The sequence below is a fragment of the Burkholderia sp. MSMB1589WGS genome (assembly GCF_001636105.1).
Classification (GTDB): Bacteria; Pseudomonadota; Gammaproteobacteria; order Burkholderiales; family Burkholderiaceae; genus Burkholderia; species Burkholderia humptydooensis.
The window spans coordinates 2078889-2104691 of record NZ_LNJT01000008.1 but is presented as its reverse complement, the minus strand read 5'-3'; the positions used below and the strand labels follow the sequence as shown (position 1 = coordinate 2104691).

Annotated in this window: 22 protein-coding genes and 1 pseudogene; 5 read left to right on the top strand and 18 right to left on the bottom strand. The window is 68.4% G+C overall.

Features of this window, described 5'->3' with window-relative positions:
• Nucleotides 1-158 precede the first annotated feature (158 nt).
• The 9 genes from WT16_RS34040 to WT16_RS26530 all read right to left on the bottom strand — a co-directional run bounded on the left by WT16_RS34040 (nt 159) and on the right by WT16_RS26530 (nt 9845).
• Nucleotides 159-335, bottom strand: coding sequence for a hypothetical protein (locus WT16_RS34040; protein WP_156443000.1), 177 nt, complete (start codon nt 333-335; stop codon nt 159-161).
• A gap of 90 nt (nt 336-425) precedes the next feature.
• The gene (locus WT16_RS26570; RefSeq protein ID WP_006028670.1) at nt 426-1193 is read right to left on the bottom strand and encodes a YdcF family protein; all 768 of its coding nucleotides are present in this window, start codon (nt 1191-1193) and stop codon (nt 426-428) included.
• A gap of 216 nt (nt 1194-1409) precedes the next feature.
• Nucleotides 1410-2348, bottom strand: a complete 939-nt coding sequence (locus tag WT16_RS26565; RefSeq protein ID WP_015603232.1) for an ABC transporter substrate-binding protein — start codon at nt 2346-2348, stop codon at nt 1410-1412.
• A gap of 169 nt (nt 2349-2517) precedes the next feature.
• Nucleotides 2518-4383 carry an amino acid ABC transporter permease/ATP-binding protein gene (locus WT16_RS35470; RefSeq protein WP_082875009.1) on the bottom strand — a complete coding sequence of 622 codons (1866 nt, stop codon included), beginning with the start codon at nt 4381-4383 and terminating at the stop codon, nt 2518-2520.
• A 139-nt stretch (nt 4384-4522) separates the two neighbouring features.
• Nucleotides 4523-5845 (bottom strand): LLM class flavin-dependent oxidoreductase, encoded by a 1323-nt coding sequence (locus tag WT16_RS26550; protein ID WP_006028667.1) that lies wholly within the window; start codon nt 5843-5845, stop codon nt 4523-4525.
• Nucleotides 5846-5904: 59 nt separating this feature from the next.
• Entirely contained in the window at nt 5905-6903 is a 999-nt protein-coding gene (locus WT16_RS26545; protein WP_063534583.1) for an LLM class flavin-dependent oxidoreductase, read from the bottom strand.
• A 60-nt stretch (nt 6904-6963) separates the two neighbouring features.
• Nucleotides 6964-7911, bottom strand: a complete 948-nt coding sequence (locus WT16_RS26540; RefSeq protein WP_043283085.1) for an ABC transporter substrate-binding protein — start codon at nt 7909-7911, stop codon at nt 6964-6966.
• Nucleotides 7912-7980: 69 nt separating this feature from the next.
• Nucleotides 7981-8532: a GNAT family N-acetyltransferase gene (locus tag WT16_RS26535; RefSeq protein ID WP_063534976.1), complete on the bottom strand. Its 552-nt coding sequence runs from the start codon at nt 8530-8532 to the stop codon at nt 7981-7983.
• Between the two features lie 290 nt (nt 8533-8822).
• Complete coding sequence (locus WT16_RS26530; protein WP_063534975.1) at nt 8823-9845, bottom strand: succinylglutamate desuccinylase/aspartoacylase family protein; 1023 nt, start codon at nt 9843-9845, stop codon at nt 8823-8825.
• 279 nt (nt 9846-10124) lie between these two features.
• Between WT16_RS26530 and WT16_RS26525 the strand changes: the two genes are divergently transcribed.
• The 3 genes from WT16_RS26525 to WT16_RS26515 all read left to right on the top strand — a co-directional run bounded on the left by WT16_RS26525 (nt 10125) and on the right by WT16_RS26515 (nt 13041).
• Nucleotides 10125-10358, top strand: a complete 234-nt coding sequence (locus WT16_RS26525) for a hypothetical protein (protein ID WP_009915633.1) — start codon at nt 10125-10127, stop codon at nt 10356-10358.
• A 144-nt stretch (nt 10359-10502) separates the two neighbouring features.
• Nucleotides 10503-11426 (top strand): YihY/virulence factor BrkB family protein, encoded by a 924-nt coding sequence (locus tag WT16_RS26520; protein ID WP_015604112.1) that lies wholly within the window; start codon nt 10503-10505, stop codon nt 11424-11426.
• 460 nt (nt 11427-11886) lie between these two features.
• Nucleotides 11887-13041 carry a porin gene (locus WT16_RS26515; protein WP_059931959.1) on the top strand — a complete coding sequence of 385 codons (1155 nt, stop codon included), beginning with the start codon at nt 11887-11889 and terminating at the stop codon, nt 13039-13041.
• A 441-nt stretch (nt 13042-13482) separates the two neighbouring features.
• On the opposite strand, the gene WT16_RS34585 is transcribed toward WT16_RS26515, so the two are convergent.
• Both WT16_RS34585 and WT16_RS26510 read right to left on the bottom strand, forming a co-directional pair.
• The gene (locus WT16_RS34585) at nt 13483-13647 is read right to left on the bottom strand and encodes a hypothetical protein (RefSeq protein ID WP_197486507.1); all 165 of its coding nucleotides are present in this window, start codon (nt 13645-13647) and stop codon (nt 13483-13485) included.
• A gap of 417 nt (nt 13648-14064) precedes the next feature.
• Complete coding sequence (locus WT16_RS26510) at nt 14065-14508, bottom strand: HU family DNA-binding protein (RefSeq protein ID WP_015603490.1); 444 nt, start codon at nt 14506-14508, stop codon at nt 14065-14067.
• Between WT16_RS26510 and WT16_RS26505 the strand changes: the two are divergent.
• Nucleotides 14507-15909, top strand: a pseudogene (locus tag WT16_RS26505) (acyltransferase). The gene WT16_RS26510 and the pseudogene WT16_RS26505 overlap by 2 nt on opposite strands.
• A 146-nt stretch (nt 15910-16055) precedes the next feature.
• Here the strand turns inward: WT16_RS26505 and galU are convergent.
• The 3 genes from galU to WT16_RS34580 are packed head-to-tail and all read right to left on the bottom strand — an operon-like array spanning nt 16056 to nt 17362.
• A complete protein-coding gene (galU, locus tag WT16_RS26500; protein WP_009915639.1) occupies nt 16056-16943 on the bottom strand; it encodes a UTP--glucose-1-phosphate uridylyltransferase GalU in 888 nt (295 codons plus the stop codon).
• Entirely contained in the window at nt 16937-17218 is a 282-nt protein-coding gene (locus WT16_RS35730) for a hypothetical protein (RefSeq protein WP_331457919.1), read from the bottom strand. The genes galU and WT16_RS35730 overlap by 7 nt, the downstream gene beginning before the upstream one ends.
• Entirely contained in the window at nt 17219-17362 is a 144-nt protein-coding gene (locus tag WT16_RS34580) for a hypothetical protein (RefSeq protein WP_009915643.1), read from the bottom strand.
• A 219-nt stretch (nt 17363-17581) separates the two neighbouring features.
• Here WT16_RS34580 and WT16_RS26490 point away from each other — a divergent pair, with 219 nt between their 5' ends.
• Nucleotides 17582-18754, top strand: coding sequence for an acyltransferase (locus tag WT16_RS26490; RefSeq protein WP_063534582.1), 1173 nt, complete (start codon nt 17582-17584; stop codon nt 18752-18754).
• Between the two features lie 425 nt (nt 18755-19179).
• Here the strand turns inward: WT16_RS26490 and WT16_RS26485 are convergent, their stop codons facing one another.
• The 4 genes from WT16_RS26485 to WT16_RS34035 all read right to left on the bottom strand — a co-directional run bounded on the left by WT16_RS26485 (nt 19180) and on the right by WT16_RS34035 (nt 25786).
• Nucleotides 19180-21642 carry a glycosyltransferase family 4 protein gene (locus WT16_RS26485; protein ID WP_006028638.1) on the bottom strand — a complete coding sequence of 821 codons (2463 nt, stop codon included), beginning with the start codon at nt 21640-21642 and terminating at the stop codon, nt 19180-19182.
• A complete protein-coding gene (locus WT16_RS26480; RefSeq protein ID WP_006028637.1) occupies nt 21639-23105 on the bottom strand; it encodes an oligosaccharide flippase family protein in 1467 nt (488 codons plus the stop codon). The genes WT16_RS26485 and WT16_RS26480 overlap by 4 nt, the downstream gene beginning before the upstream one ends.
• 48 nt (nt 23106-23153) lie before the next feature.
• Entirely contained in the window at nt 23154-25310 is a 2157-nt protein-coding gene (locus WT16_RS26475) for a hypothetical protein (RefSeq protein ID WP_063534581.1), read from the bottom strand.
• 170 nt (nt 25311-25480) lie between these two features.
• A complete protein-coding gene (locus tag WT16_RS34035; protein WP_155246043.1) occupies nt 25481-25786 on the bottom strand; it encodes a hypothetical protein in 306 nt (101 codons plus the stop codon).
• Nucleotides 25787-25803: the final 17 nt, after the last annotated feature.

The following is a 25803-nucleotide window of genomic DNA, read 5'->3' as shown; positions in this document are numbered from 1 at the left end:
GGTAACGAATGCGTGGTTGCGGATTGCGCGGCCGCTCCGTGCGCGGCGGCGACGGGCCGTGCTGCCTATCGTCTTTCCTTTATATGACAACGCGAGAGAATCGGATAGCGGAACCGTCACCAATAAGGGAAAACCATTTCTTACAGCGCGCAAGGTTATCAGATCGCGCGAAAACGCGGCGTGTCGCGCGAGGCGCTCGCGCACCAGCACAGCGCCGAGCCGATCGACGGTCCGTCACCCGTCGCCCCGCGCGCCGCGCGCCGCGTGCCGGAAGATCGTCGTCGCGGGATCTCGTCGGGTTGCCGGCGACGGCGCTCGGCGAACGCGACGACCACCCTTGCCGCGTGGCGCTCTCGCGCGTTTACGGCATCCGGCACGAAATATTGAGGGAGCGACGCGCAGCGACCGCGGGCGGCGCGTCGTCGTCAAGCGTCGCCGGGCCGCGTCCTCGCCTGGTTCCAGCCGAGCGCGTCGTAGAGCCGGTAGCGCGCGATGCCGAGATATTCGTGCAGCGCGAGATCGGCGACCGAGAAGTTGTGCGCGAGCGGCAGCGGGAACGTCACCGCTTGCAGATACTCGGCGCGCACGGGAGTCGCGGCGACGCCGAAATGCGAGAAATACAGCACGCTGCGCCGCAAGTGGATGCCCGACGTGACAAGCAGCACGCGGTCCGCGCGATAGCCGTCCAGCACGGCGCGCGTGAATTGCGCGTTCTGCCACGTGTTCATGCTGCGCGGCTCGGACAGCACGTCGGCCGCGTCGATGCCGAGGCCGATCAGCGCGTCGCGATAGACGGCCGCCTCCGGCACGCCGTTGCGACGCGCGTCGCCGCCGCTCACGATGAGCTTGCAGTCGGCGTTCGCGCGCGCGCGGCGGCAGTCGCGGTAGAGGCTCGCCGCCTCGACGACCCGCGAATAGGAGAACGTGCCGGGCTCGACCGCCCCCGTCGCCGCGATCTTCTCGGTGCCGAGGCCGAGCATCACGATCGCGTTGCGCGCGCCCCACTCGATCGCCGGCCGCGCCGCGTACGGCGCCTGCAATCCGCGCAGCAGCCACGCGGGCACGGGGCCGCAGCCGATCGCGAAGAACGCGGCGATGGCCGCGACGAACAGTGCCCGGCTCGCGCGGCGGCGCTTCGCGAGCCGCAGCAGCGCGGCGACGAGAACGACGGCGGTCAGCAGCGCGAGCGTCATGCGGCGGCCTCCGGCGCGCACGCGATGGCGCGCGGGCGCGGGCGCGAACGGTATGGCGCGGCGGTCCGGGTTGCCGGCGGCGTCGGGCGCGAAAATCGGGGCATGGCGGCGGTCACGCGATGATCAGGCCCGAGATTATGCACGGGCATCGGCATCGAGGCCAGCGCGTTTGCGCGGCGTGCGGGGGCGAAGGCGCCGAGCGGACGTCGTCGGCGCTCAGAACGACGGCAGCCCCGGCGGATTCGTCTCCGACCGGTCGACCGCCTCCGACAGCAGCCCCCATCGCGCGAGCGCCTGCCGGTACTTGCCGTCGCGGATCAGATCGTTGGTCGCGAGCGTCAGCGCGTCGGCGAGGCCGCTGCCCTTGCGCGTCGCGATCGCGACGTCGGCCCTGACCGGCCAGCCCGCGTTCACGTTGCCGACGCACCGGATCCTGCCGTCGCGCGCCGCCTGGTACGCGAGCGTCGCGTTCGGATTCAGCTCGGCGTCCGCGCGCCCCGAGAGCAGCGCGACGCGCGATGCGCCGTCGTCGTCGAAGTACAGTACGTCGACCGGCTTGCGCCCCTGCGCGACGTTGCGCCGGTTCCATTCGAGCAGGATGCGCTCCTGGCTCGTTCCCGACGCGGTGATGATCCGCAGGCCCGCGACGTCCCGCGGCCCGGCGATCCGCGCGATCGGGCTCGCGGTCCTCACATAGAAGCCGTGCAGGCCGAGCCGGTACGTCGTGAAATCGAACTTCTCCTTGCGCTTCTCAGTGACGCCGACATTCGAGATCACCGCATCGTACTTGCCGGAGCTCAGCCCGAGCGGCCAGTCGGCCCACGCAACGGGCACGAGCGCGAGCCGCCGGCCTAGCGCATCGGCGATCAGTTGCGCGTAATCCGGGTCCGCGCCGACGACGGTGCGCGCGTCGGTCGCGAACGTCGCGACGGGGGGCGCATGCGGCGCGATCGCGACGGTGAACGCGCCGTCGTCGACCCAACGGCAGCGGCGCGCGGCGTCGATGGCGGCCGGATCGCGGGCGGCGCGCACGCGGCCCGCCTGACGCGGATCGAGATCGACCGCGATGCCGGCGGCGCGCGCGCCGGACGGCGCGGCGGCCAACGCGGCCGCGAACGCCGCCGCGCGGCCGATGAACGTGCGTCGGTCGATCATCGCGGCGATACCTCCGATGCCTCCGATGCCTCCGATGCGATCGACGCGGCGCGGTGCAATGCGAGCGCGTGCGATTGCGCGATGCGATCGCGCTCGGCGACGTCGTCACAGCAGCGACCGCCTTCGCCCAGGCCGCCGCGCCGCACGTCCGCCTGTCGCCGCGCCGCCATCACAGCACCTTCGAGAGGAACGCGCGCGTGCGCGGATGCGCGGGCGCGCCGAGCACCTGCGCGGGCGGCCCCGCTTCGATGATCCGGCCGTGCTCCATGAACAGGATCGTGTCCGCGACCTCGCGCGCGAAGCCGATTTCGTGCGTGACGACGACGAGCGTCGTTCCCGAGCGCGCGAGCTCCTTGATCACGTCGAGCACCTCGTTGACGAGCTCCGGATCGAGCGCGGACGTCGGCTCGTCGAACAGCAGCACCTTCGGCTTCAGCGCAAGCGCGCGCGCGATCGCGACGCGCTGCTGCTGGCCGCCCGACAACTGGCGCGGATACGCGTCGGCCTTCGCGGCGAGACCGACGCGCGCGAGCAGCTCGCGCGCGATGCGCTCGGCCTCGGCGCGCGTCGCGCGGCCCGACGCGACGGGCGCCTCGACGACGTTCTCGAGCACGGTGAGGTGCGGGAACAGGTTGAAGTTCTGGAACACCATGCCAACGTCGACGCGGCGGCGCAGCACGTCCTTTTCCTTCAACTCGTACAGCGTGTCGCCGTCGCGGCGATAGCCGACCAGCTCGCCGTCGATGTCGATGAAGCCGCCGTCGACGCGCTCGAGATGGTTGATCGTGCGCAGCAGCGTTGATTTGCCGGAGCCGGACTGGCCGAGGATCACGGTGACGCTGCCTGCCGGCGCGACGAACGACACGTCGTCGAGCACCTTGTGCGGGCCGAAGCTCTTCGATACGCGACGCACGGCGACCTCGCCGCCGCGGCGCGTGCCCGCCGGCGCGGCGGCCGCCCTGTCGCCGCGCGCGAATCGCGCGCCGGAAGCCGACGCCTCGCCGGCCGGACGCGCGCCTTTTTCCACGGCGCGCGCCGCATCGTCCGAGCGGGCCGCCGACACTACCGCCCGCCCGCGCCGCGGCAATGCATCGACCAGCTTGCCGACGAGCGCCGCGACGGGCGACCGCCCCGGATGGCGCACCGCGCCGCGCGCGTAGCGCCGCTCGACCTGCGCCTGAACGATCGACAGCACGGTCAGGATGATCAAATACCAGACCGTCGCGACCATCAGCAGCGGAATCACCTCGAGATTGCGCCGGTAGATCACCTGCACCGTGTAGAAGAGCTCGGGCATCGCGAGCACATACACCATCGACGTGCCCTTCGCGAGCGAGATCAGATCGTTGAACGCGACGGGCAGAAACGCGCGCATCGCCTGCGGCAGCACGATGCGCGTCGCCTGACGCGCGCGCGGCAGGCCAAGCGCGGCGGCCGCCTCGAGCTGCCCCTGATCGACCGACAGGATGCCGCCGCGAATCCCCTCGGCCGCGAACGCCGCGTGATTGAGCGTCAGGCCGAGCACGGCCGCGCAGAACGGGCTGATCAGGTCGGCCGTCGCGACGTCGGCGAACGTGATCCCCGTGAACGGCACGCCGAGCCACACGTGGTCGTACAGATAGCCGAGATTGTTCAGGATCAGCAGCAGCACGACGAGCGGAATCGAGCGGAACAGCCAGATGAACGCCCATGCGCACGCGGCGAGCAGCGGCGAGCGGGACACGCGCGCGAGCGCGAGCGGCACGCCGAGCGCGAAGCCGAACAGCGCGCCGAGCGCGGTCAGCAACAGCGTGCGCGCGAGCCCCGACAGCACCGGCTCGGACAGGAACCATTCGGCGAAAACCGGCCAGCCCCATTGCGGATTGCCGAGTACCGAGTTCAGCACGAGCGCGATCAGCACGGCGGCAAGCACGGTGCCCGCCGTGCGCGCGCGATAGCGGGCCGGCACGATCCTGAAACGCGGCGCGTCGGCGCGCGCGGCGGGAATGCCCGGCGCCGGCAACGCGCCGCCGACAGCGTGAGTGACGTCGCTCATGAGCGTGGCTCCTTGCTGATTCGATGTCGTGCCGCGCGCACCTTCGATGCGCCGATGCCGATTGCAACGGCGAGCGCGGCCGCAGCGCTCGCGCGCGACGCGGCATGCGCGCGGCGCCGCGCCGCCGCTGGCCGCGCCGTCATGCGATTTCGGCCGCCGCGCGGCGGCTTTCCTTGCGCGGCAGGCCGAGGTGGTCGCGCAGCGTGGCGCCGGCGAGCGTGCGCCGGTAGCGGCCGCGCGCCTCGAGCGCCGGGATCACGAGCTCGACGAAATCGTCGAGCCCCTGCGCCTGCACCGCGAAGCCGAGGATGAAGCCGTCGCCCGCGCCCGCGTCGATCCAGCGGATCAGCGCGTCGGCAACGTCTTGCGCCGCGCCGATGAACTGCGGGCGCGGCGTCGCGACGGCGAGCGCGGTCTCGCGCAGCGTGAGCCCCTTCGCGCGCGCGTCGGCCTTGATGTGGTCGGTCGTCGAGCGGAAGCTGTTGCGGCCGACGTCGCCGAGCTCCGGGAACGGCGCGTCGAGCGGGTATTGCGTGAAGTCGTGGTGGTCGAAGTAGCGGCCGAGATACGCGAGCGCGTCGTCGATCGTCAGCAGATCCTGGATCGCGCGGTACTTGTCCTCCGCTTCGGCCGCGGTGCGCCCGACGATCGGCCCGATGCCGGGGAAGATCTTCACGTCGTCCGCCCGGCGGCCGTGCGCGAGCGCGCTGTCCTTCACGCGCCGCGTGAACGCGCGCGTCTCGTCGAGCGACGGCGAGTGCGTGAACACCGCATCCGCGTACTTGCCCGCGAGCGCGATCCCCGCGTCCGACGAGCCCGCCTGGAAAATCACCGGCTGCCCCTGCGGCGAGCGCTGGATGTTGAGCGGCCCGGCGACCTCGAAGAACCGGCCCGAATGATCGAGCGCATGCAGCTTGTCGCGCGCGAAAAAGCGGCCGCTCGCGCGGTCGCGCACGAATGCGTCATCGTCCCAGCTATCCCACAGCCCCTGCGCGACGCTCAGGTATTCGTCGGCGATCTCGTAGCGCAGGTCGTGCTCCGGGTGCTTCGTGCCGTAGTTCTTCGCGGTGCCCTCGAGCGGCGTCGTCACGACGTTCCAGCCCGCGCGGCCGCCGCTCAGCAGATCGAGCGACGCGAACTGCCGCGCAACCGTGAACGGCTCGCTGTACGACGTCGACACGGTGCCCGCGAGGCCGATCTTCGACGTCGCGGTCGCGAGCGCGGACAACAGCGAGATCGGCTCGAAGCGGTTCAGGAAGTGCGGGATCGACTTCTCGTTGATGTAGAGGCCGTCGGCGACGAACGCGAACGCGATGCCGTTCGCCTCCGCCTTGCGCGCGACGCGCACCAGGAAGTCGAGGTTGACGCTCGCGTCGGGCGGATTGCTTGGGTGCCGCCACGCGTTCATGTGGCTGCCCGCGCCTTGCAGCATGATGCCGAATGGGATCGTGGACTGGGTCATGGCGAAGATCGGTGTCGTTGAGATCGGGTGAAGGCGCGCGGCCCGCGCGCGCCGCACGCTCAGGTCCGCACGGGCAGCTCGCGCGCGAGCAGCTCGACGGACGCGAGCCGCGCCGGATAGTGCGTGACGGGCGAATCGACGACGAACTCGGCGACGCCGTAGCGGCGCGACAGCGCATCGAGCTCGCGGTGCACGTCGTCCGGCGCGCCGGCGATCACGTGCGGACGCAGCTCGTCGACCCGGTAATCGGTCGCGCCGCTCTGGCGCGCGAACTCGGCCGCCGCCTGCGCGCTGCCGAGATTGAAGCTCTGGCCGCCCGCGAGCTTCAGCTTGAAGATCCGCAGCGCGCCGATCAGCCGCTCGGCGTCGCCCTTCGTCGGCGCGGCGACCGCGTACAGCGCGAGGAGCGGCGCGCGTCCGGTCGCGCTGCGGTAGGTGCCGAGCGAGCGCTCGACGTTCGCCTCGTCGCCGTTGAAGTGCCCGGCATAGCAGAACTGCCAGCCGAGCCGCGCGGCGAGCGCGGCGCTCTCGGGCGAGCCGCCGAGCAGCACGCGCTCGGGCGCCTCGGGCGGCACCGGCAGCGCGAGCGCGCCGGCGAGCGGATGCTCCTCGGCGACGCCCCAGTTCAGGAACGCGTCGAGCTCGGCGAGCTGGTCGGCGAACGCGGGCTTGCGCGGCTTGTCGTGCAGCGACTGCAGCGCGCGCGTCGTGAGCGGCAGGCCGCCCGGCGCCTTGCCGACGCCGAGATCGACGCGCCCCGGCGCGAGCGACGCGAGCAGCTTGAACGTCTCGGCGACCTTGAACGGGCTGTAGTGCTGAAGCATCACGCCGCCCGAGCCGACGCGGATCGTCGACGTATGCGCGAGCACGTGCGACACGACGATCTCGGGCGCGGAACTCGCGAGCCCCGGCGCGCCGTGATGCTCGGCGATCCAGAAGCGGCGATAGCCGAGCGCCTCGGCGCGCCGCGCGAGCGCGACCGTGAAGCGCAGCGCGTCGGCCGCCGTCGCGCCTTCGGCGATCGGGCTCTTGTCCAGCAGCGATAACGAATAAGACATGGCGGGTACGTATTCAGGCTACGGGAAATCGGGGAAACCGCGCGCGTCCGGCGTCGCGCGTCACGTCTTCGGCAAGCCCGGCGGGTTGGTTCGCGATGCGTCGATCGCTTCGGAGCCGAGGCTCCAGCGATCGAGCACGCGCCGGTACGCGCCGTTCCGGATGAAATCGTTGATCGCGAGCGTGAACGGCGCGGCAAGGCCGCTGCCCCTGCGCGTCGTGACCGCGAGGTCCGCCGTGCGCGGCCAGCCGCCGCTCACGGTGCCGACGAGCTTCGTCCGGCGCTGCTGCGCGGCCTGATACGCGAGCACCGAGTTCACGCTGAAGATCGCGTCCGCGCGGCCCGATTGCAGCGCGACGTTCTTCACCGCGTGATCGTCGTAATACTGGACCGTGACGGGCTTGAGCCCGTGCGCGACGTTCTCGCGGTCCCATTCGAGCAGGATCTTCTCCTGGTTCGTGCCGGCGTCGGTGATCACGCGCAGGCCCGCGACGTCCCTCGGCTCCTTGATCGACGCGATCTTGCTGTCGGACTTCACGTAGAAGCCGACCTGATCCTTGCGATACGTCGAGAAATCGAACTTCGCCTTGCGCTCCTCGGTCACGGTCACGTTCGACAGCACCGCGTCGACGCGCCCCGATTCGAGCGCGAGCGGCCAGTCGGCCCACGCGAGCGCGACGATCTTCAGCTTGCGGCCGAGGCTGTCGGCGAGCAGTTGCGCGAGATCGGCGTCGAAGCCGACGACGGTGTGCGCGTCGGTCGCATACGCGCTGATCGGCGGCTGGCTCGGCGCGATGCCGACCGTCAGCGTATCGGGCTCGGCGAACCTGAAGCCCGCGGGCAGCGCGCGGATCACCGCCTCGTCGCGCGCGCCGCGCACGCGTCCGGGCTGCTCGGGGCTCAGATCGAACGTGGCGGCGAACGCCGCCGCGCCGATGCCGGCCAGCACGGCCGCGACGACGGCACGCGCGATCGGTCCGGCGAACGACTTCATGTAGGGTGATTTCATCGACGATTCCTGTTCTCGTTCGTGGCGAATGCGTGGTCGCGTTCGAGGCGACAGACGGGCCGCGGCGCGTCACTCGACCGGCGCGGCCGGCGCGGGCGCGCGCAGGTCGTCGAGCGTGCCGACGCGGCCCGGCTCGATCAGATCCTTGCCGAACGGCAAATGCACGTAGATCTCCGGGTCGACGTCGCGATCGAACAGCGCCGCGTAGCCCGTGTCGAGATACAGCGCCCATGCTTCCGGCTGCCGGAAGCCCGTCGTCAGATAGACGCGCCGATAGCCCTGGCGCGCCGCGCGCAGCTCGAGCTCGCGGACCACGCGCCGCGCGAGCCCTTGCCGCCGCAGATCGGCGCGCGTCCAGATCCGCTTGAGCTCCGCCGTGTGCGCGTCGTATCGCTTGAAGGCTCCGCCGCCGATCGTCTCGCCGCCGCGGATCAGCAGGATGAACGCACCCTCCGGCGGCGCGAACAGCTCGGCCGGATAGCGCGCGAGCTCCGCTTGCGCCGAAGCACGGCTGTCGGGCCGATACGCGTGATAGCGCGTCGCGTATTCGTCGATCAGCGCGTCGATCAGGGGTTTCGCGCGCGCGTCGTGCGGCGCGGTATCGATAATGCTGTCGGTCATGGCGATGTCGTCGATGGCGAACGGTTGCGCACGGTTGCGCACGGCCGGCGCGGCCGATACGACGGCCCGCCGCGGCGGCGCGCCCGTTCGATCTGCGGAATCCGGGCAGCGGGGCGCGGCATCGCTATCCGACGCGCACCCGCGTGATCCGATGCGCGCCTTTCGCGATGTCATCGCGCTACCGCTGTTCATCACATTAGCGTTTCGACTCGCAAAGCCTAACCAAGCAATTTCGATATCGATATCGGCGGCGGCGTAGCAAGGATTTCGATGGAACGGGCGGCGCGCGGTCAGGCCGGCGCGTCGTCTTCCGCGAGCTGGAACAGACAGTCGCCGCGCCGCACCTGCGCGGGCACGCGCTTGCAAACGACTTCGCCGTCGCTCGCGAAGCGCTGCGTGACGGGCTCGCGCAGCGGCGTATCGGGAAAATGGATCAGCGCGGCCGGCTGCCCCGCGCGCACGCGCGCGCCGAGCTCGACGAGCGGCTCGTAGAGGCCCTTGTCGTATGCGTACACATAGTGATGCGCGCCGCTCACCCGCATGAAACGCGTCGTCGCGGGCGGGCTGTCCGGCACGAGCGGGCCGTGCAGCGCGCCGACGAAGCCGAGGAAATGCAGCAGGCCGCGACGGGCGTCGCGGATCAGCGCCGGGTCCGACATGCCGCCGCCGCCCAGCTCGGTCAGGATCGAGATCGCGCCCTGCCTGCGCGCGGCCGACGACGCGTGCACCGGATTCGGCGCATGCAGGAATGCGCGCGGCAGCCCGAACGCGGCGAGCAGCGCCCGCACGCGCGCGCGCTCGGCCGCGTCGCGCGGCTCGAGCGCGAGCATGTTGCCGCCTTGATAGACGAGCGAGCTGCCGCCCGAATGCAGATCGACCAGATACTGCGCGCGCGGCAGCAGCGTGTGCTCGATGTAGTCGGCGATCACGGCGGTCGGCGCGCCGGCCGGATCGCCGGGAAAGCTGCGGTTCAGATTGCCGCCGTCGATCGGCGACACGCGCGAGCCCGCGTCCGCCGCCGGGAAATTCGCCATCGGCAGGAAAATCAGTTGCCCGGCGACCTGCGCCGCGTCGATCTCCCGCACGGCTCGCGACACGACGATCTGGCCTTCGTACTCGTCGCCGTGGTTGCCCGCCATCACGAGCACGACGGGGCCGCTGCCGTTGCGGATCGACACGATCGGCACCGGAATCCATCCGTACGCCGAACGATGGACCGAGTGCGGCACGCGCAGATAGCCGGCGTGCTTGCCGTTCGCGTCGAGATCGACTTCGCTGCGGATCGGATTTCGGAAGCGGGAGGTGTCGTTCATGGTCGGCATCGGCCTGCGGCGGCCTGAGCATAACAAGGCGGTGAAAAGGAGCATACCGGCAATCGCCGGCGCTCGCTCGGTGGCGCGATGCGCGACCGAGCGGCGCCGCGCCGTCGATGCCGCCGGACGCTTCGAATGCCGTGCGGCGCGGTTTTCTGCTAATGTCGCCTTACGGCCGCGTTCGGCCGGCGCATGCGCGAGCCGCCGGGCACACGGTCGTTCGCGCGGCCCGCCTCCGGACGCACGCCACCGAAGCACCGATCCCTCGGGAGCCTGCGCATGACCACACATCGTTTCAACGTGTTCGGCAAGCAGATCCTGGTCGAGCGCGCGCAGGACCGCTGGGTGCCGTTCTACCCCGGCGCGGACGGCAAGCGCCGTCCCGCGCATTTCGTCATTCCGGATTTTCTCGAAGCCGACGAGCTCGGCCAGTATCTCGGCGATCTGTTCCATGAGAGCGCGACACCCGATAACGGCGACGTCGAGCGCCTCGATCTGCCGGAGCCCGACTGAACGGCGCCGCGCGCGGCAGCCGCAGCCGCCGCACGTCGTCACCCTGCTTCGCCGGATTGAGTAAACTTTTCTGATCAGGCGGCGTCCGACGCAAAAACGGCAAACGACCCCGGCGCGCGATGCTCGCGCCCGTACGCGCAACCCATGAAATCCTTGATCCCGCAACAACGGCAAAAGCTCGTCCGTCACAACGTCAACTGGGCGCTCGATGCGTTCAAGCGCTTCTCCGCCGATCGCTGCGCCGCGATGGCGGCGAGCATCGCGTTCTATTCGGCGTTTTCGCTCGCGCCGACGCTCGTGATGGTGATCGCGGTCGCCGGCTGGTTCTTCGGCGCCGACGCCGCGCGCGGCGAGGTGTTCAGCCACGTGCACGAGCTGATCGGCAACGAGGCGGCGGCCGGCGTGCAGACGATCGTCGAGAACGCGCATCGCAGCGGCAGCCGCGGCGGCACCGCGGCGCTGATCTCGTTCGCGATGCTCGCGATCGGCGCGTCGGCGACGTTCGCATCGCTGAACACCGCGCTCAGCGTGATCTGGCCCGCGACCGAAACGCGCGCGTCGTCGGTGCTCGGTCTCGTGCGGGTGCGGCTGATCTCGTTCGGGCTCGTGCTCGGCGTCGCGTTCCTGCTGATCGTGTCGCTCGTGCTCGACACCGCGATCACGTTCATCGGCCGCTGGCTGTGGGGCGCGTCGCCATACGTCGCGATCGGCAACCTGCTGCAGTTCTCGATCGGCATCGCGGTGCTCGCGTTCGCATTCGGCACGCTGATGAAATTCCTGCCGGACGCGCGCGTGTCGAACCGCGACGCGATGACGGGCGGCATCGTCTCCGCCGTGCTGTTCTCGGCGGGCAAGAAGCTCTTCGCGCTGTATCTCGCGCACGCGGGCACCGCGAGCGCGTTCGGCGCCGCGGGATCGTTCGCGGTGCTGCTGATGTGGCTGTACTTCTCGGCCGCGGTGCTGCTGCTCGGCGCGGAATTCGCGGCGGCGCGCGGCGCGGCGCGCGCATCGAACGCGGCCGCGCCGCAAGCCGATGCGACGCCGGCGCGCGACAGCCCGCACGACTGACGCGCCCGGCGAGCGCATCAGGAAGCCGCCCGCGCCTTACGCCGGCCTTTCCGGTTGTTGCGCGCGAGCAAACATCCGGCTCGGCATGCCGCGTGTCAAGAGCGGAAAGGTGCAGGCGTGCGTCGAGCCGCATCACGTCGCGGCGTTCGTGCGCACGATTGTCGCCATGCTGGCCGGCCGTACATCCGCAAACGTTTGCACACACTGTTTTTGTTGCGTAACCCGCCCGAAAACCCTCCCCTCCGCGAGCAAGATACTTGTTCCCACAACAATCGCAACGCAGCAATCGGCCAGTGTTCCCCGAATCGAAATAGTCGTTTATGTGATTGATATAAAACGACTTTCCATCGCTGTCACCTTTTTGAGACACTTTATTTTTTTGGATTTCTTGCGTCTGGTGCAGTGCGCTATTCTCCAATCCGCAACAAATAACGACTCACTCGCGTGGAGAAATAACTCGATGAAGAAACTCGCTCTGTCTACCCTCTCGCTCGCGCTGCTGGGCGCAGCCGGTGCAGCCCAGGCTCAAAGCAGCGTCACGCTGTATGGCGTGATTGATACGTCGATCACTTATGTTCATGGTAACGATGGCAAGGCCAACAACGCATGGCTGATGGGCAGCGGCAATCTGCAAGGCAGCCGCTGGGGCCTGAAGGGCACCGAGGATCTCGGCGCCGGCCTGAAGGCGATCTTCCAGTTGGAAAACGGCTTCAGCTCGAATGACGGCACGCTCAGCCAGGGCAAGCGCATGTTCGGCCGCCAGGCGTTCGTCGGTCTGCAAAGCGATCAATACGGCACGGTGACGCTCGGCCGCCAGTACGATCCGCTCGTCGACCTGGTGCAGCCGGTCACGGCAGACAACTACTTCGGCAGCCTGTTCGCCACCCCTGGCGACGTCGACAACAACGACAACAGCCTGCGCGTGAACAACACGGTCAAGTACACGTCGCCTGTGTTCGCGGGCTTCCAGTTCGAAGCGCTGTATGGCTTCAGCGGCATTGCGGGTGCGGCGGGCCAAGGCCAGACGTGGTCGGCGGCGGCGGCGTACAACAACGGCCCGATCGGCGTCGCAGCCGGTTATTTCTACACGTCGAACCCGTCGCCGGCGAGCGGCGTGCGCACGACGTGGAGCGGTTCGTCCGACGCGATCTTCGACGGCGCGATCAACTCCGGCTACGCAAGCGCGAAGTCGATCGGCATCGCACAGGTGGCCGGCCAGTACGTGTTCGGCCCGGTTACGGTCGGCCTCGGCTACAGCAACGCGCAATACAAGCCGGACGGCTTCTCGGGCTTCTCGTCGACAGAGAAGTACAACACGGGCCGCGGCTTCGCGACGTACCAGGCCACGCCGGCACTGCTGCTCGGCCTCGGCTACGCGTACACGAAGGCGAGCGGCGACACGGACGCGAAGTACCACCAGGTGTCGATCGGCGCGGACTACGCACTGTCGAAGCGCACGGACGTCTACCTCGCGGGTGCTTACCAGCACGCGAGCGGCACGCAGCGCGTCGATGCGACGACGACGCAATCGGCGCAAGCATCGATCGGCTCGTACAGCGTCAACGGTACGAAGTCGCAAGAGATGGTCGCGCTGGGCCTGCGCCACAAGTTCTAAGCGCAGCCGCGACGCGCGGCTCGCCGGCGCCTTCGGGCGTCGCCGGCCGCAACCGCAAAGCCAGCCTGGCGCAGATGCGCCAGGCTGGCTTTTTTGTGATGCGTGCGCCGTGCGTGACGCGTGAATCGCGAGGCGGCGACCGATCGACGACATCGCGCGGGACGCCGCGCGCGGACCATGCGCGCGGAGCCGCATAGCGGGCGCTACGCGCGCTCCGAAGGCTTCGGCAACGCCTCTGCCCCGGCATCGCCCGCAAGGGCAACAGGGCCTCTATGGCGAGCCGGCAACGCGCAATGGACGACGGCCGCGCGGCGACGAAGATCCCGACCGCCCCACACGTCGCGCGTCCGACTCGTTCGCCGCGCTACACCGCGTGCCACGCGCGCACCGCGCACGACACGTCACGCACAACAACACATCGCGCACCGCACGTCGCTCGCATCAACGCTCGCCACGCCACTCGCCGGACGCCGCGACCTTGCGCCGGCCTGTTCGACGCGTCCAAGGCTCGGCAAGGACGAACGTCGTCGTCGACTGGTCGATCGCTTCGGGGTCGTGCAGGAAGCATCGTCGACGCGTCGCACCGGCCTCCCGTTCATCCAGCATGACGCCGCTGCCTCAGCGAATGCGAATTTGAACGCCTGTGCCGGCGCATCAGTGCGTGCGCCCTCTCAAAATGAACCCGCACCTTCATGCGGCGAGTCATCGATCGCCGTGCGGCTGCCGCGGCCGCTCGCTCGAACGTCAGCGACTCCGCGCGCATCGCGTATCGCGCGGTGACATCTCGTCGCACCGCAACCGCATCGGTCCATCGTTCGACGGCAAACGAGAAACGTACATCTCACTACGTTGCCGCGAGCATTCCCGATCGACGCTCGTCATCACGCCACGCGCCTTGCGTTCGCAACCGCACGCTGCGCTCCGCCCGCACGCGGACAAAAAAATCCCCGCGCGCTCGCGCACGCGGGGATTTTTTCGGACTGTCGCAGCTACCGGACGATTCCGGCAAACCGCACGCCGTCCTTACGCTGCCGCATCCTTCAGCTTCTTCAGCGCGCGAGCCTTCACGCGCACGCTGGCCGGCTTCGCCGGGAACCAGCGCTCTTCGCCCGTGAACGGGTCCTTGCCGAAGCGCTTCTTCTTCGCCGGCACGGCTTGCGCCGTGATCTTCAGCAGACCCGGCAGCGTGAACTCGCCTGCGCCCTTCTTGTGGACCGAGCCCAGCACGACGTTCTCGAGTGCCGCGAGCACTGCCTTGACAGCCTTCACTTCGATGGCTGCGCGCTCGGCGATGTGCGTCGCGAGCGAAGCCTTCGTGAACTTGTCCTTGAGCGGCGTCGGAGCGGCGGGCGCCTTCGCGACAGCCTTCTTCGCCACTACTTTCTTCGCGGGCGCTGCTTTTTTGGCAGCCACTTTCTTGGCCGGTGCGGCAGCCTTCTTAGCCACCTTTTTTGCGGAAGTCGCCATGTTTCTCCTACCAGGTGTGGTCGTTGGATACACGAAGCGCGCGACATGCGAGCTTCAACGCCGGATTCTACAAGCGCCGCGCCGCTTCGTGCAGCACTTTTATGCGTTATCCGCGGGTTTCCCGCAGGTTTTGTTGCGCGCCGCTGACTACGGATGTCGTTTCGGCCCGCGCGCGCAGCGGTTTTACGTCGCATATCGAATCGCCCGAGCGAATTATGTTCGACATTTGCATTCCTATACTGTCCGTCGGCATCGCATCGCTTGGGACCTGGAATGCGCGCAGTCAAACACGTGAGAGGGCTCGACGGCCTGCGCGCCGTCGCCGTCACACTCGTCTTCCTGTCGCACCGCGCGCACTTCGGCGCGGTCGACGTCGGCCAGATCGGCGTCTGGACGTTCTTCCTCATCAGCGGCTTCCTGATCGTCGGCGAGCTGCACCGCAGCCGGCTCGCGATCGAGCGCGGCACGTCGTGCCGCCGCTACGCGTTCTGGCTGTTCGCGGGCAAGCGCGCGCTGCGCATCCTGCCCGTCTACTACCTGCTGCTCGCCGCGATCGCGATCGCGCATCGCCATCTCTATCAGCACGACGTCGATCTCGGGCTGCGCTGGCACGCGGTGTTTCTATCGGACTATTGGATCGGCGTCGTCAAGGAGGGCTGGCCGGGCAGCACGTCGCACTTCTGGAGCCTCGCCGTCGAGCAGCAGTTCTACCTGATCGCGCCGATCGTGCTGCTCGCCACCCGCGCATCGCGCCATCTCGCGATTTGCGCCGCGACCGTCGCGCTCGCCGCCGCCGCGCATCTGCTGCTCTATTTGCAGCACGCGTCGCCCGTGCTCATTTACGCGTTTTCGCCGTGGAATTTCGCGTTGATCGCGCTCGGCGGCATCGGCGCAATCCTGCGCAGCGGCGGCGCGGCGGCGCCCGAAGGCGTCGCGGGCGCGCTGATGCCGTGGATCGGCGCGGCGGGCGCCGCGTTCTGCGCGACGCTCGCGCTATGGGCCGCACCGCTTTCCGCGACGGCGGGCGGCGTCGCGGACATCGGCCTTGGCGTGTCGATCGCCATCCTGCTGTTCTGGATCGTGAGCCGTCCCGAACATCCGGCCGTCTCGCTGCTCGAGCGGGCGCCGCTCGCGTACCTCGGCACGATCAGCTACGGGTTCTATCTGTTCCACAACCTGATTCCCGAGCGCATCGGCGTGATGCCGGGCCTCTACGAACGGCTGCGCGTTCCGCCCGCGCTGCAGGAACTGCTGCCCGAAATCCTGCAATTCCTGCTCGCGGTGCTGCTCGCGCATCTGTCGTGGCAGTACCTGGAAAAGCGCGTGCTCGACTACAAGAAGCCGCTCGACGCCGCGCTGCGCCGCCGGTTCGCGCCGAGCGAACGTCCGGCCGCGCGCTGACCGGCGCGCCGGAGCATGGGCGCGTGCCGCGGCGAGCGCCTTCCCGCCTCGCTCCGCTCCGTCCGGATACAAAAATGCCCCGGCTCGCGAGAACCGGGGCCAACGGAACAACCACCACACACCTTGGACGTCAAAAGACAGGGATGCTAAGCGACCGCGGCGAGCACCGGCAGGCAGTTGCGCAGGTACGCCTCGAATTCGCGGCCCACTTCCGGATGCTGGAGCGCGAGCTCGACCGTCGCCTTCAGATAGCCGAGCTTGCTGCCGCAGTCGAAGCGGGTGCCGTAGTAGCGGTACGCGAGCACCTGCTCCTCGGTCAGCAGCGACTGCACCGCGTCCGTCAGTTGCAGCTCGCCGCCCGCGCCCGGCTTGATCTTGCGCAGATGCTCGAAGATGCTCGGCATCAGCACGTAGCGCCCGACGACGCCGAGATTCGACGGCGCATGCTCGGGCGCCGGCTTCTCGATGATGCCCGACAGCTTGATGATGTCCTCTTCCCACTCGCGGCCCTCGACGACGCCGTACGAGCGACTGTCCTCGCGCTCGATCGTCTCGACGCCGATCACCGAGCTGTGATAGTGGTTGAAGACGTCGACGAGTTGCTTGAGCACCGGCTGGTCGCCGTGCAGCAGATCGTCGGCGAGGATCACCGCGAACGGTTCGCCGTGCACGAGCTTCTCCGCGCAGAGCACCGCGTGGCCCAGGCCGAGCGCGGCCGGCTGGCGCACGTAGAAGCAGTCGACGTGGCTCGGCTTGATGCCGCGCACGAGCTCGAGCAGCTTTTCCTTGCCGCGCGCCTCGAGCTCGGATTCGATCTCGAACGATTTGTCGAAGTGATCTTCGATCGCGCGCTTGCTGCGGCCCGTCACGAAGATCATCTCGGTGATGCCCGCATTGATCGCCTCTTCGACCGCATACTGGATCAGCGGCTTGTCGACGACGGGCAGCATTTCCTTCGGACTCGCCTTGGTGGCGGGCAAAAACCGTGTGCCGAGACCGGCAACGGGGAACACGGCTTTGGTGACTTTCAACATGATCGCATCCCGAAAGTGTTGACGATTGGCCGGACGTCAAATGTCGGGGGCGCACGCCGGGCGCGGCTGCGCTCGACGGACGGTGCGCATCGGCATTCGACGCGCCGGCAACCCATCAATCTGAATAAAGATCCGCTCGCTCCGGCGCTGCTCTCATTAATATGAAAGAGTTGTCCGGATATAAGCATATTCGGATAATCGCCGCGAAGTCGGTCGATCTTGCCGACCCGCCGGGTGCTTCGCGACAATTTACCGATTCGATCCGGCGCGTTCAATTATTCGAATTCCTCCGAATACGGCGCGCCGCCGCGACCGAAGCCGAAACGGTTGATCGGCTCGTTCTTCAATGCGTCCCGATAGGCCGACAGAACGGCCATCACGAGCAATACGGCGCCGCTTGCAATCCAATGCATGTCCATCGCGCACTCCTTCCTTCAATCGACATGGGATCTCAAGCTATCAGAAAAAAATCGATAAATAATTTGCCGCCATGCCGCAACGTGAGAACCGTTACGAACGGATACGTTTAATTACATCTTATTCAATAGGCGATTTTTTTATTCTCCCGTCCGGATTTCTTGCGGATTACGATCGAATGGCGCCTTTTGCGCCTTTCTCATTGCAAGGAACCGGATCGCATGAATGCTTCGAGCATGGCGTCGGGTGCGCGGCCGAGCGCCACCGACCACAAGGAACACCTGATCGACGCGCTGCGCGGCTTCGCCGCGCTGCTTGTCGCGTACTTCCACTGCCGGCAGGTCGCGTGGGTGGGAATGCAGCACTTCCATCGGACGTATGGCCATTCGCTCGACCCGAGCGCGATCGCCGGCTACCTGACGTTTCCGTTCGCATGGGGCTCGGCCGGCGTGCCGATCTTCTTCGTGATCAGCGGCTATTGCATCCATCGCAACGCGGCGCTCAAGCTCGCCGCCGATCCGTCATACCGGCTCAACGCGCCGAACTTCTGGGCGCGCCGCTTCGCGCGCATCTACCCGGTGCTGCTCGCCGCGCTCGTCGCGACGCTCGTGTTCGATTCGGTCAGCCTGCAGTTCGAGCCCGTCAGCCACAAGATCCGCGACATCGGGCTCACGTCGTTCGTCGTCAACCTGCTGTCGCTGCAGGGCGTCGCGGGCTACACGTACGGCTCGAACGGCGCGCTGTGGACGCTGTCGCTCGAAGTGCAGTTCTACGCGATCTATCCGCTCCTCTTCGCGGCGCGACGCCGCTTCGGGATGCTGCCCGTCGTCGTCGCGATCGCGCTCGTCAACGTCGTGTCGGCCTGGCTGCTCGAACGGCACGATCTGCAATTCTTCACGTCGTACTGGCTGTCTTGGACGGTCGGCGCGTGGATCGCCGACGTCCGCGCGCAACGCGACGCGCACGCCACGCCGGCGCCGTCGCGGCTCTGGTACGCGGCCGCGGCGGCCGGCGTCGCGCTCGGCTGCGTCGCGTTCCATTTCGGGCAGTATGGCGCGTTTCAGCTATGGGCAGCCGGCTTCGCATGCTATCTGTACGCGGCGCTCGCGCGGCCCGTGTCCGCGTCCGTGCCGATGCGGGCGCTGTCGTGGTTCGGCGACTTCAGCTATTCGCTGTACCTGATCCACCTGCCGTTCTTCGTGTGCCTGGCGTCGGTGCTGTATCGCTCGGAGCTGCAGTTGTCGATCTGGCCGTCGTTCGCGTTCATCGCGGCCGTCGTCCCCGTCGCGTACCTGTTCTACCGGATGTTCGAGCTGCCGGCGATGCGCTGGTCGGCGAGCCTGAAGCCGAAGCGGGCCGTCGCGGCTGCCGCGCAGCGGCAGATGCCCGTCTGACGGGCAATGCGCGCGGCTCACGGCGCGCGAGCCGGCTGCGTGCAGTCGCCCTCTTGAAACCGGCAGGACAGCCAATCGAGCCGGATCGCCCGCCACGGCACGAATCCATGCAGCCGACGCTCGCTTCATCCTCCGTCAGATCGCGCATTGGCACGGCGGCGTCGCGACGAACGGCTTAACGTGGTGTTGCCGCAAGCGCGCAACCCGCTGCGGATCTCACGTGGATTCGGATATCGGCCGACAGCGCGTCTTGTCCGGACGTCGACGAAACAACCGGAAATGAACGGCCGCATGTGTGCATCGGGCGCGGCGTTCGGCAACGTGAACGAACACGCAACAATCCGGGCATCCGGTCGCCGATATCGCCGGCCGCGAAGTCACTCCCGCAGCCGCTCGCCGCGCCCGCGCTCACGACAAAACCGGTTTCACCGCCGCCGCGCAGTCTCGACGAGAATCCGCTCGACCTGCTCGACGTAGGTCTGCGTGCCGAACCGGTTCACCGCGGTGTCGTAGCCGTTCGCGACGAGCCGCTCGCAGAGCACCGCGTCGGTGCGCAGCGCGGCGAGCGCGTCGGCGAGCGCATGCGCGTCGCCGGGCTCGCGGAGCAGGCCGTTCACGTCGTCGTCGATGATCTCGACGACGCCGCCCGCCCGCGCCGCGACGACGGGCCGCTTCGCGAGCATCCCTTCGACGATCACGCGGCCGAACGGCTCCGGCGTGATCGACGTGTGCGCGACGACATCGACCGCCTTCATGCAAGCGGCGACGTCGCGCTGAAAGCCGAGGAAATGCACGCGCTCGCCAAGCCCGTGCAGTGCGACGAAGCCGCGCAGCTCGGCCGCGTACTCGTCCTCGCCGAAGAGCGGCGCGCCGACGAGCGCGACGTGCATGTCCGGATAGAGCCGCGCCGCCTCGAGCAGCACGTGCTGCCCTTTCCAGTGCGCAAGCCGGCTGAACGAGCCGACGATCCACGCATCGGCGGGCAGCCCGAAGCGCACGCGCAGCGCGGCCTGGCGGACCGGTTCCAGCGCGACGAAGGGCTCGGCCGAAATGCCGTTGAAGACGACCTGCACCGCGCGCCGCTCGAAGCCCGTCAATTCGAGAAACGCCCGCGCGGACGCGTCCGAGTTCGCGATCACGCGCGTCACGCCGAGCCGCGCGCATTGCTTGATCGCGAGCCGCTGCTTCGGGCCGAAGTGCGCTTCGCTCACGATGTCGCGCAGATGCCAGACCACCGGCTTGCGCGCGAGCCGCCCGGCGAGCGCGCCCACCACCATCGCGCGCTGCGTGTTCGCGTAGATCACGTCGGCGTCGCGCGCGCGACGCGCGACTTCGCGCACGAGCGCGAGCAGGCTGCCCGCCGCGCGCAGCGACACGCCGCCCTGCTTGTGCACGCCCGCGAGCGCGCGCTGGCCGACGACGTCGACCCGCGCGCCCGCTTCGTCGAGCGCCGCGCGAAACGGCCCGTCGTCGAACAGCACGACGTCGGCCGAATCGCGCAGATGCTTCATGATCTCGAGCAGCGACAGCTCGGCGCCGCCCAGCACGCCGCTCTGATCGAGCACGAGCGCCTTCAGGCCGCGCGCCGCGAGCGACGCGCGGCCGGCCGGCTGCGCCGCGCCCGCCAGCTTCGCGCGCGCCTGCGCGTTCGGCAGCAGCGCGTCGATCTGCGCGACGAAGCGCCGCCGGAAATGCGCGGCGGAGAACCGCTCGGCGTTCGCGCGGCAATCCTCCGGCTTGAAGCGCGCCGGCGCGCGCTCGAAATCGTCGACCGCGGCGACGATCGCCCGCGCGCTCTGCTCGTCGAAGAACACGCCGGTCGGCCGCTCGTGCGACGCCGCGTCGCGCACCGTCTCGAGCGCGCCGCCCTTGCCGAACGCGATCACGGGCGTGCCGCATGCCTGCGCCTCGACGACCGAGATCCCGAAATCCTCCTCGGCCGCGAACACGAACGCCTTCGCGCGGCGCATCCGGTCCTGCAACACCGAAAACGGCTGATAGCCCATGATCTCGACGTTCGGCGCGGCCTTTGCGCGGATCTTGCGCATGTCCGGCCCGTCGCCGATCACGACGAGCCGGCGCTCCGGCATCTGCGCGAACGCGTCGACGATCAGGTCGATCTTCTTGTACGGCACCATCCGCGACGCGGTCAGATAGAAGTCTTCCTTCTTCATCGACAGCGTGAACGCGTCGACGTCGACGGGCGGAAACACGATCGCCGCGTCGCGCTGATAGACCTTGTGGATGCGCCGCGCGATGAACGCCGAGTTCGCGACGAAACGGTCGACCGAATTCGACGTGCGCACGTCCCAGTTACGGATGTAATGCAGGATCAGCCGCGCGAGCGCCGATTTGACGCCGCGCGTGAGCTGCGATTGTTCGAGGTACTGATGCTGGAGATCCCACGCGTAGCGGATCGGCGAATGCACGTAGCTCACGTGCACCTGGTCCGGCCCGGTCAGGATGCCCTTCGCGACCGCGTGGCTGCTCGAGATCACGAGATCGTACGCGGATACGTCGAGCTGCTCGATCGCGAGCGGCATCAGCGGCAGGTAGCTGCGGTACTTCGTGCGCGCGTACGGCAGCTTCTGGATGAACGACGTCGTGACCGGCTTGCCGCGCAGGAACGTGCGGTCGTCGAGGAAATCGACGAGGCCGAACAGGTCCGCGTCCGGAAAGCACGCGACGATCTGCTCGAGCACGCGCTCGGCGCCCGCGTAGGTGACGAGCCAGTCGTGGACGACCGCGACGCGCAGCGGCCGCGCCGCATCGCGCGCGCGATGCGCGGGGGGCGGCGCATCGGCGATGCGCGCGTCGCGCGCGGCGCGCTCGACGTCCTGAAACGTCGCGGCGCGCTGCAACGGATGTTCTGCAAGATCGCGATTCATACGCTCTTCCTCGGGTTCAGACGCACGAGCACGCTGCGCGCGAGCGCGCGCATGCCGGGCGTCATCGTGATCGACCAGCCGACATTCAGCGCGACCGCGGCCGCGCACGCGGCGATCGCGGCGGCGAGTCCCGGCAGCGCATGCGCGACGTACAGGCTCGCGAGCAGGAACGCGAGGTGCGCGAACATGTCGAGCGCGATCGCGCGCATCCGGATCGCGGACAGATACAGCAGCACGCCGTAATCGACGAGCGCGCGCGCCGCGACGACCACCGCCGCGCCGATCAGCCCGAAATGATGGATGCCGACCCACAGCGCGCCGACGAAGAACGGCATCTGCACGAGGCCCGCGGCCGCCGCGCGCGCGGGGTTCACCTGCGACTGGATCAGGATGCGCGTGACGCTCGCCTGGCCGACGAGCCACACGCTGATCACGAGCACGCGCCCGACGGGCGCCGACAGCTCCGCGAGATCCCGGCCGACCCACAGCGTGAGAAACGGCCCGAGCGCGAAGACCGCGGCGATCGCGATCGGCGTGAACACGCCGTTCAGGAATTCGAGCGACTGCTTGACGAGCGTGTCCGCGTGATCGCGGCCGACGGCCGACAGCCGCGGGAACAGCGTGCGCACGAGCGCGTTCGGCAGCATGTTCAGGCGCGTGACGAGGTTCTGCGGCACCGTGTAATACGTGACGTACTTCGCGCCGAGCCCGGCGCCGAGCATCACGCGGTCGAGCGTGTCGGCGATCATGCCCGTCATGCTCGCGATCAGCATCCAGCCGCCGAAGTTGAAGAGCCCCTTCGCGGTGCCGAGCTGCGGCGGCTCGATCCTGCGGATGCCGAGCACCTTCATGCTGGCCGCGCCGAGCATCACCGCCGCGATGAGGCGCGCGCCCACCGCGGCCGCGAGCACGACCTGCAGCGTCGGCGCGACGAGCCACGCGGCGAAGAGCGGCATCAACTGGAACAGGAACGTGCCGATCGTCTGGTTCGTGTTGAACACGCCGAAACGCTCGGCGCCGTTGATCGCGCCCGCGAACACCCATGACACGTTCGCGAGCGGAATCGCGAGCGCGAGCCACGGCAGCGCGAGATACACCTCGTGCTGCAGCTCGGCCGACACCTTCGTGAAATACGCCGTGTACATGAACGCGCCGAAGTAGATCAGCAGACCGCCCGCGACGCCCGTGGCCAGGTTCAGCCAGAACGCGCTCCAGAACACGCGCGCGCTCTCTTTCGCGTCGCCGCCCGCGAGCGCCTTCGAGATGTGGTTCTGCGCGGCCATGCTCATCCCGAGATCGAGAATCCCGAAATAGCCGATCAGCGTCCACACGAGGCTCACGACGCCGTAACGCTCGACGCCGAGCGCCTTGATGTACGCGGGCACCGTCACGAGCGACACGAAGGTCGGCAGGATCAATCCGAAGAAATTGATCGCGACGTTCTTCAGCATGCCTTTATCCATGGTCGCGCCGCCCCGCTCCGTTCGCGCCCGCCGTCGCTCCCGCGCCGGTCATTGCGGCCTCCATCGATACATCATCACCTTGCCGCGCGCGTCCTCCTCGACGAAGATCAGGTACTCGCCGTTCTCGCGCCGGTACGCGCTGATCCCGAACGGCACGTCGACCCAGCCGGACGCGCGCCCGACCTCCGGCCCCGGCTTGATCACGCCGAGCTCGCGGCCGTTGTCCTTGTCGTACACGTGCACCGTGCCGACCGGCTCGACGCCGAACAGATAGCGCCCCTCGAGCGTCAGCCCGATCAGCGTGAAGATCGGCTTCGCGTCGAGCTGCCACGGCAGCGAAACCTGATAGCGCACGACGGGGGAGCCGCTCGACCACTTGTCGAAACGCACGAGCACGCGCCCCACCTCCTTCGACAGGCCGCCGACGCGCGCCGCGTCGGCCGTGTAGCCCGTCACGTACAGCGTGTCCGCGGAAGCGTCGTACAGCGCGCGGCGCAGCTCGGTGAACGGCGCGGGCGTCGGGTACGTCGTCAGCTTGTCGTACGAGTAGATCGGGTTGCCGGCCTTGTCGAGCCCGCCGAAGCGAAAGCGCCGGATGCCGCGCGTGTCGCTCGTGCGCCAGATGTCGCCGTTCGTGTCGACCCACCAGCCCCAGCCGCCCGCCATGCCCTTGCCGGTCGTGTTCAGCTCGAATTCGCCTTCGTCGAAGCGGCCGTTTCCGTTCGCGTCGCGCCAGATCCAGTCGCCGCCCGGAGGCCGGTTCGGCACCTTGTCGACGGGCCGCGCGCGCCCCGCGAGCAGCCCCGACGGAATCGCCGTCTCGCCGTCGCGCTTCGGATCGAAGCGATAGATCTTCAGATGATCGGCGTACATGTCGGTCAGGTACAGGAACGTGCGGCCCGCGACCTTGCGCGCGAACGGCATTCCCGGCCATTGATCGGTGTTGAACACCGGATCGTCCGGATACTTGAAGCGATTCGACAGGAATCCCGCATATTTCCATTCCTTGCCCACGGGCTTCGACAGATCGAGCTCGAAGCGCTTGTTGCCGGTGTAGACGCTGTTCGGCCGGCCCGGATCGATCCACGCGCCGTCGACGAACAACAGGCCCTGCACCTGCCAGCGCAGCCGGCCGTCGGGCGCATAGCTCTCGAGCGTGCTGCCGAGCCCCGCGCCGATCGTGCCGTGACGCGGGCCGATGCCGTTCGTCGCCACATACACATTGCCCGCGCGATCGACGCCGACGCCCGTCAGCCCGTTGAAGCGCTGCGGCCCCGGCCGGCCCGCGTAGCCCGAGAAGATGCCGCCGCGCTCGCCGAGCGCGCCGCTCATCGCGTAGCCGCCTTCGGCCGATTTCGAGAAGATCAGGATCTGCTGGCGCGCGCCATTGTCGGCGACGAGCACGCGGCCCTTCGCGTCGGTCGCGACGTCGACGGCGTCGACGCCCGACGGCAGCTCGGGCGCGTCGTCGATCGCGCGGCCGTCGGGCCGCACGTGCGCGAGCTTCGCCGGCCCGTTGCGCGTGTCGGTCAACAACCACAGCGTGCCGTCGGCCGCGAGCGCGATCCGGCCCGGCTCGCGCGCGCTCCACGCGCCTTTCTTCTGCATCGTCTGCGCGTCGTACACGTTGACGGTGTCGTGCAGCGGATCGGTCGCGTACAGTGCGTTGTCGTTCGCGGCGAGCCCGGCGACTTCCGCGTGCGTGTCGGTCGGCACGTCGTTGACCATCAGGAAGCTCGCCGCGAGCTTCGCGCGCGCGTCGCCCGCCTTCGCGCTGCGAAACGGCGCGGCCTCTTTCACATCGCCGATCTCGCGGCGCGAGATGCCGTACCACTGCCGGCCCTTGTCCGGCCAGATGCCCGGCGCGACGAGCCGGCCCTTCTCGTTGCCGACCGCGATCGCGACGTACGCATAACGGCTGTTCACCGCGATCGCGCTGCCGCCCGCGTTGCCCCAGCCGTGCGTGCCGCCCGCGAAGCCGAGCATCTTGCCGTCCTGATAGACGCTCGCCTCCGCGCCGCTCTCGTCCCACGGCGCGTTCGTATACACCTTGCCGTCGGGCGTGACCGCGATCGCGCGAATGTCGATCTGCGTCCACGTGCCGTCGCCGTAGCCATGGGTATTGCCGATCCACGACGTCGTCGCGGGCAGCACGTTCTCCGCTCGCGCGGCGCCCGCGAGCGTCGCCGCCGCGCACACCGCCACTCCCATTCGCATCAAACGTCGCAAGACGCTTCTCCCTTCGACCGTGACGAGACGCCGGCGCGCCCGGCCACCAGCGAGCCCGACGCGCGAAACACTCGTGCGTTTGCGACGCATGCATGCATCGCAAAATAGGTTTCAAACGATGCGAAGCAGGTTACAAGCAAAAATATTCACAAGAAATTTGGAAATATTTGCGGATATTTCGACGCGCAAGAATGTATCGAATGATCAAATCGAATCGTTTCGCATGGCCGCGCGCCGGCAAGAACGACCGGCGGCACCCGCGCGGACGCGTAGAAAATGCCGCGCCGCAGCATGCGCGACCAAGGCGATCGGGGTCGAATGCCGCGCCGAATTCGCTCGCCGCGCCCCGTGAATGCGGCCGCCGCGCCGCTTGCGGAAAAAATCGAACGAATCTCGGTGCGTTTTTTTGCCGATTTCTTTTCCCTAGAATCGATTTCGACTCGATCTTTCATTTATTTCAGCGGATGCA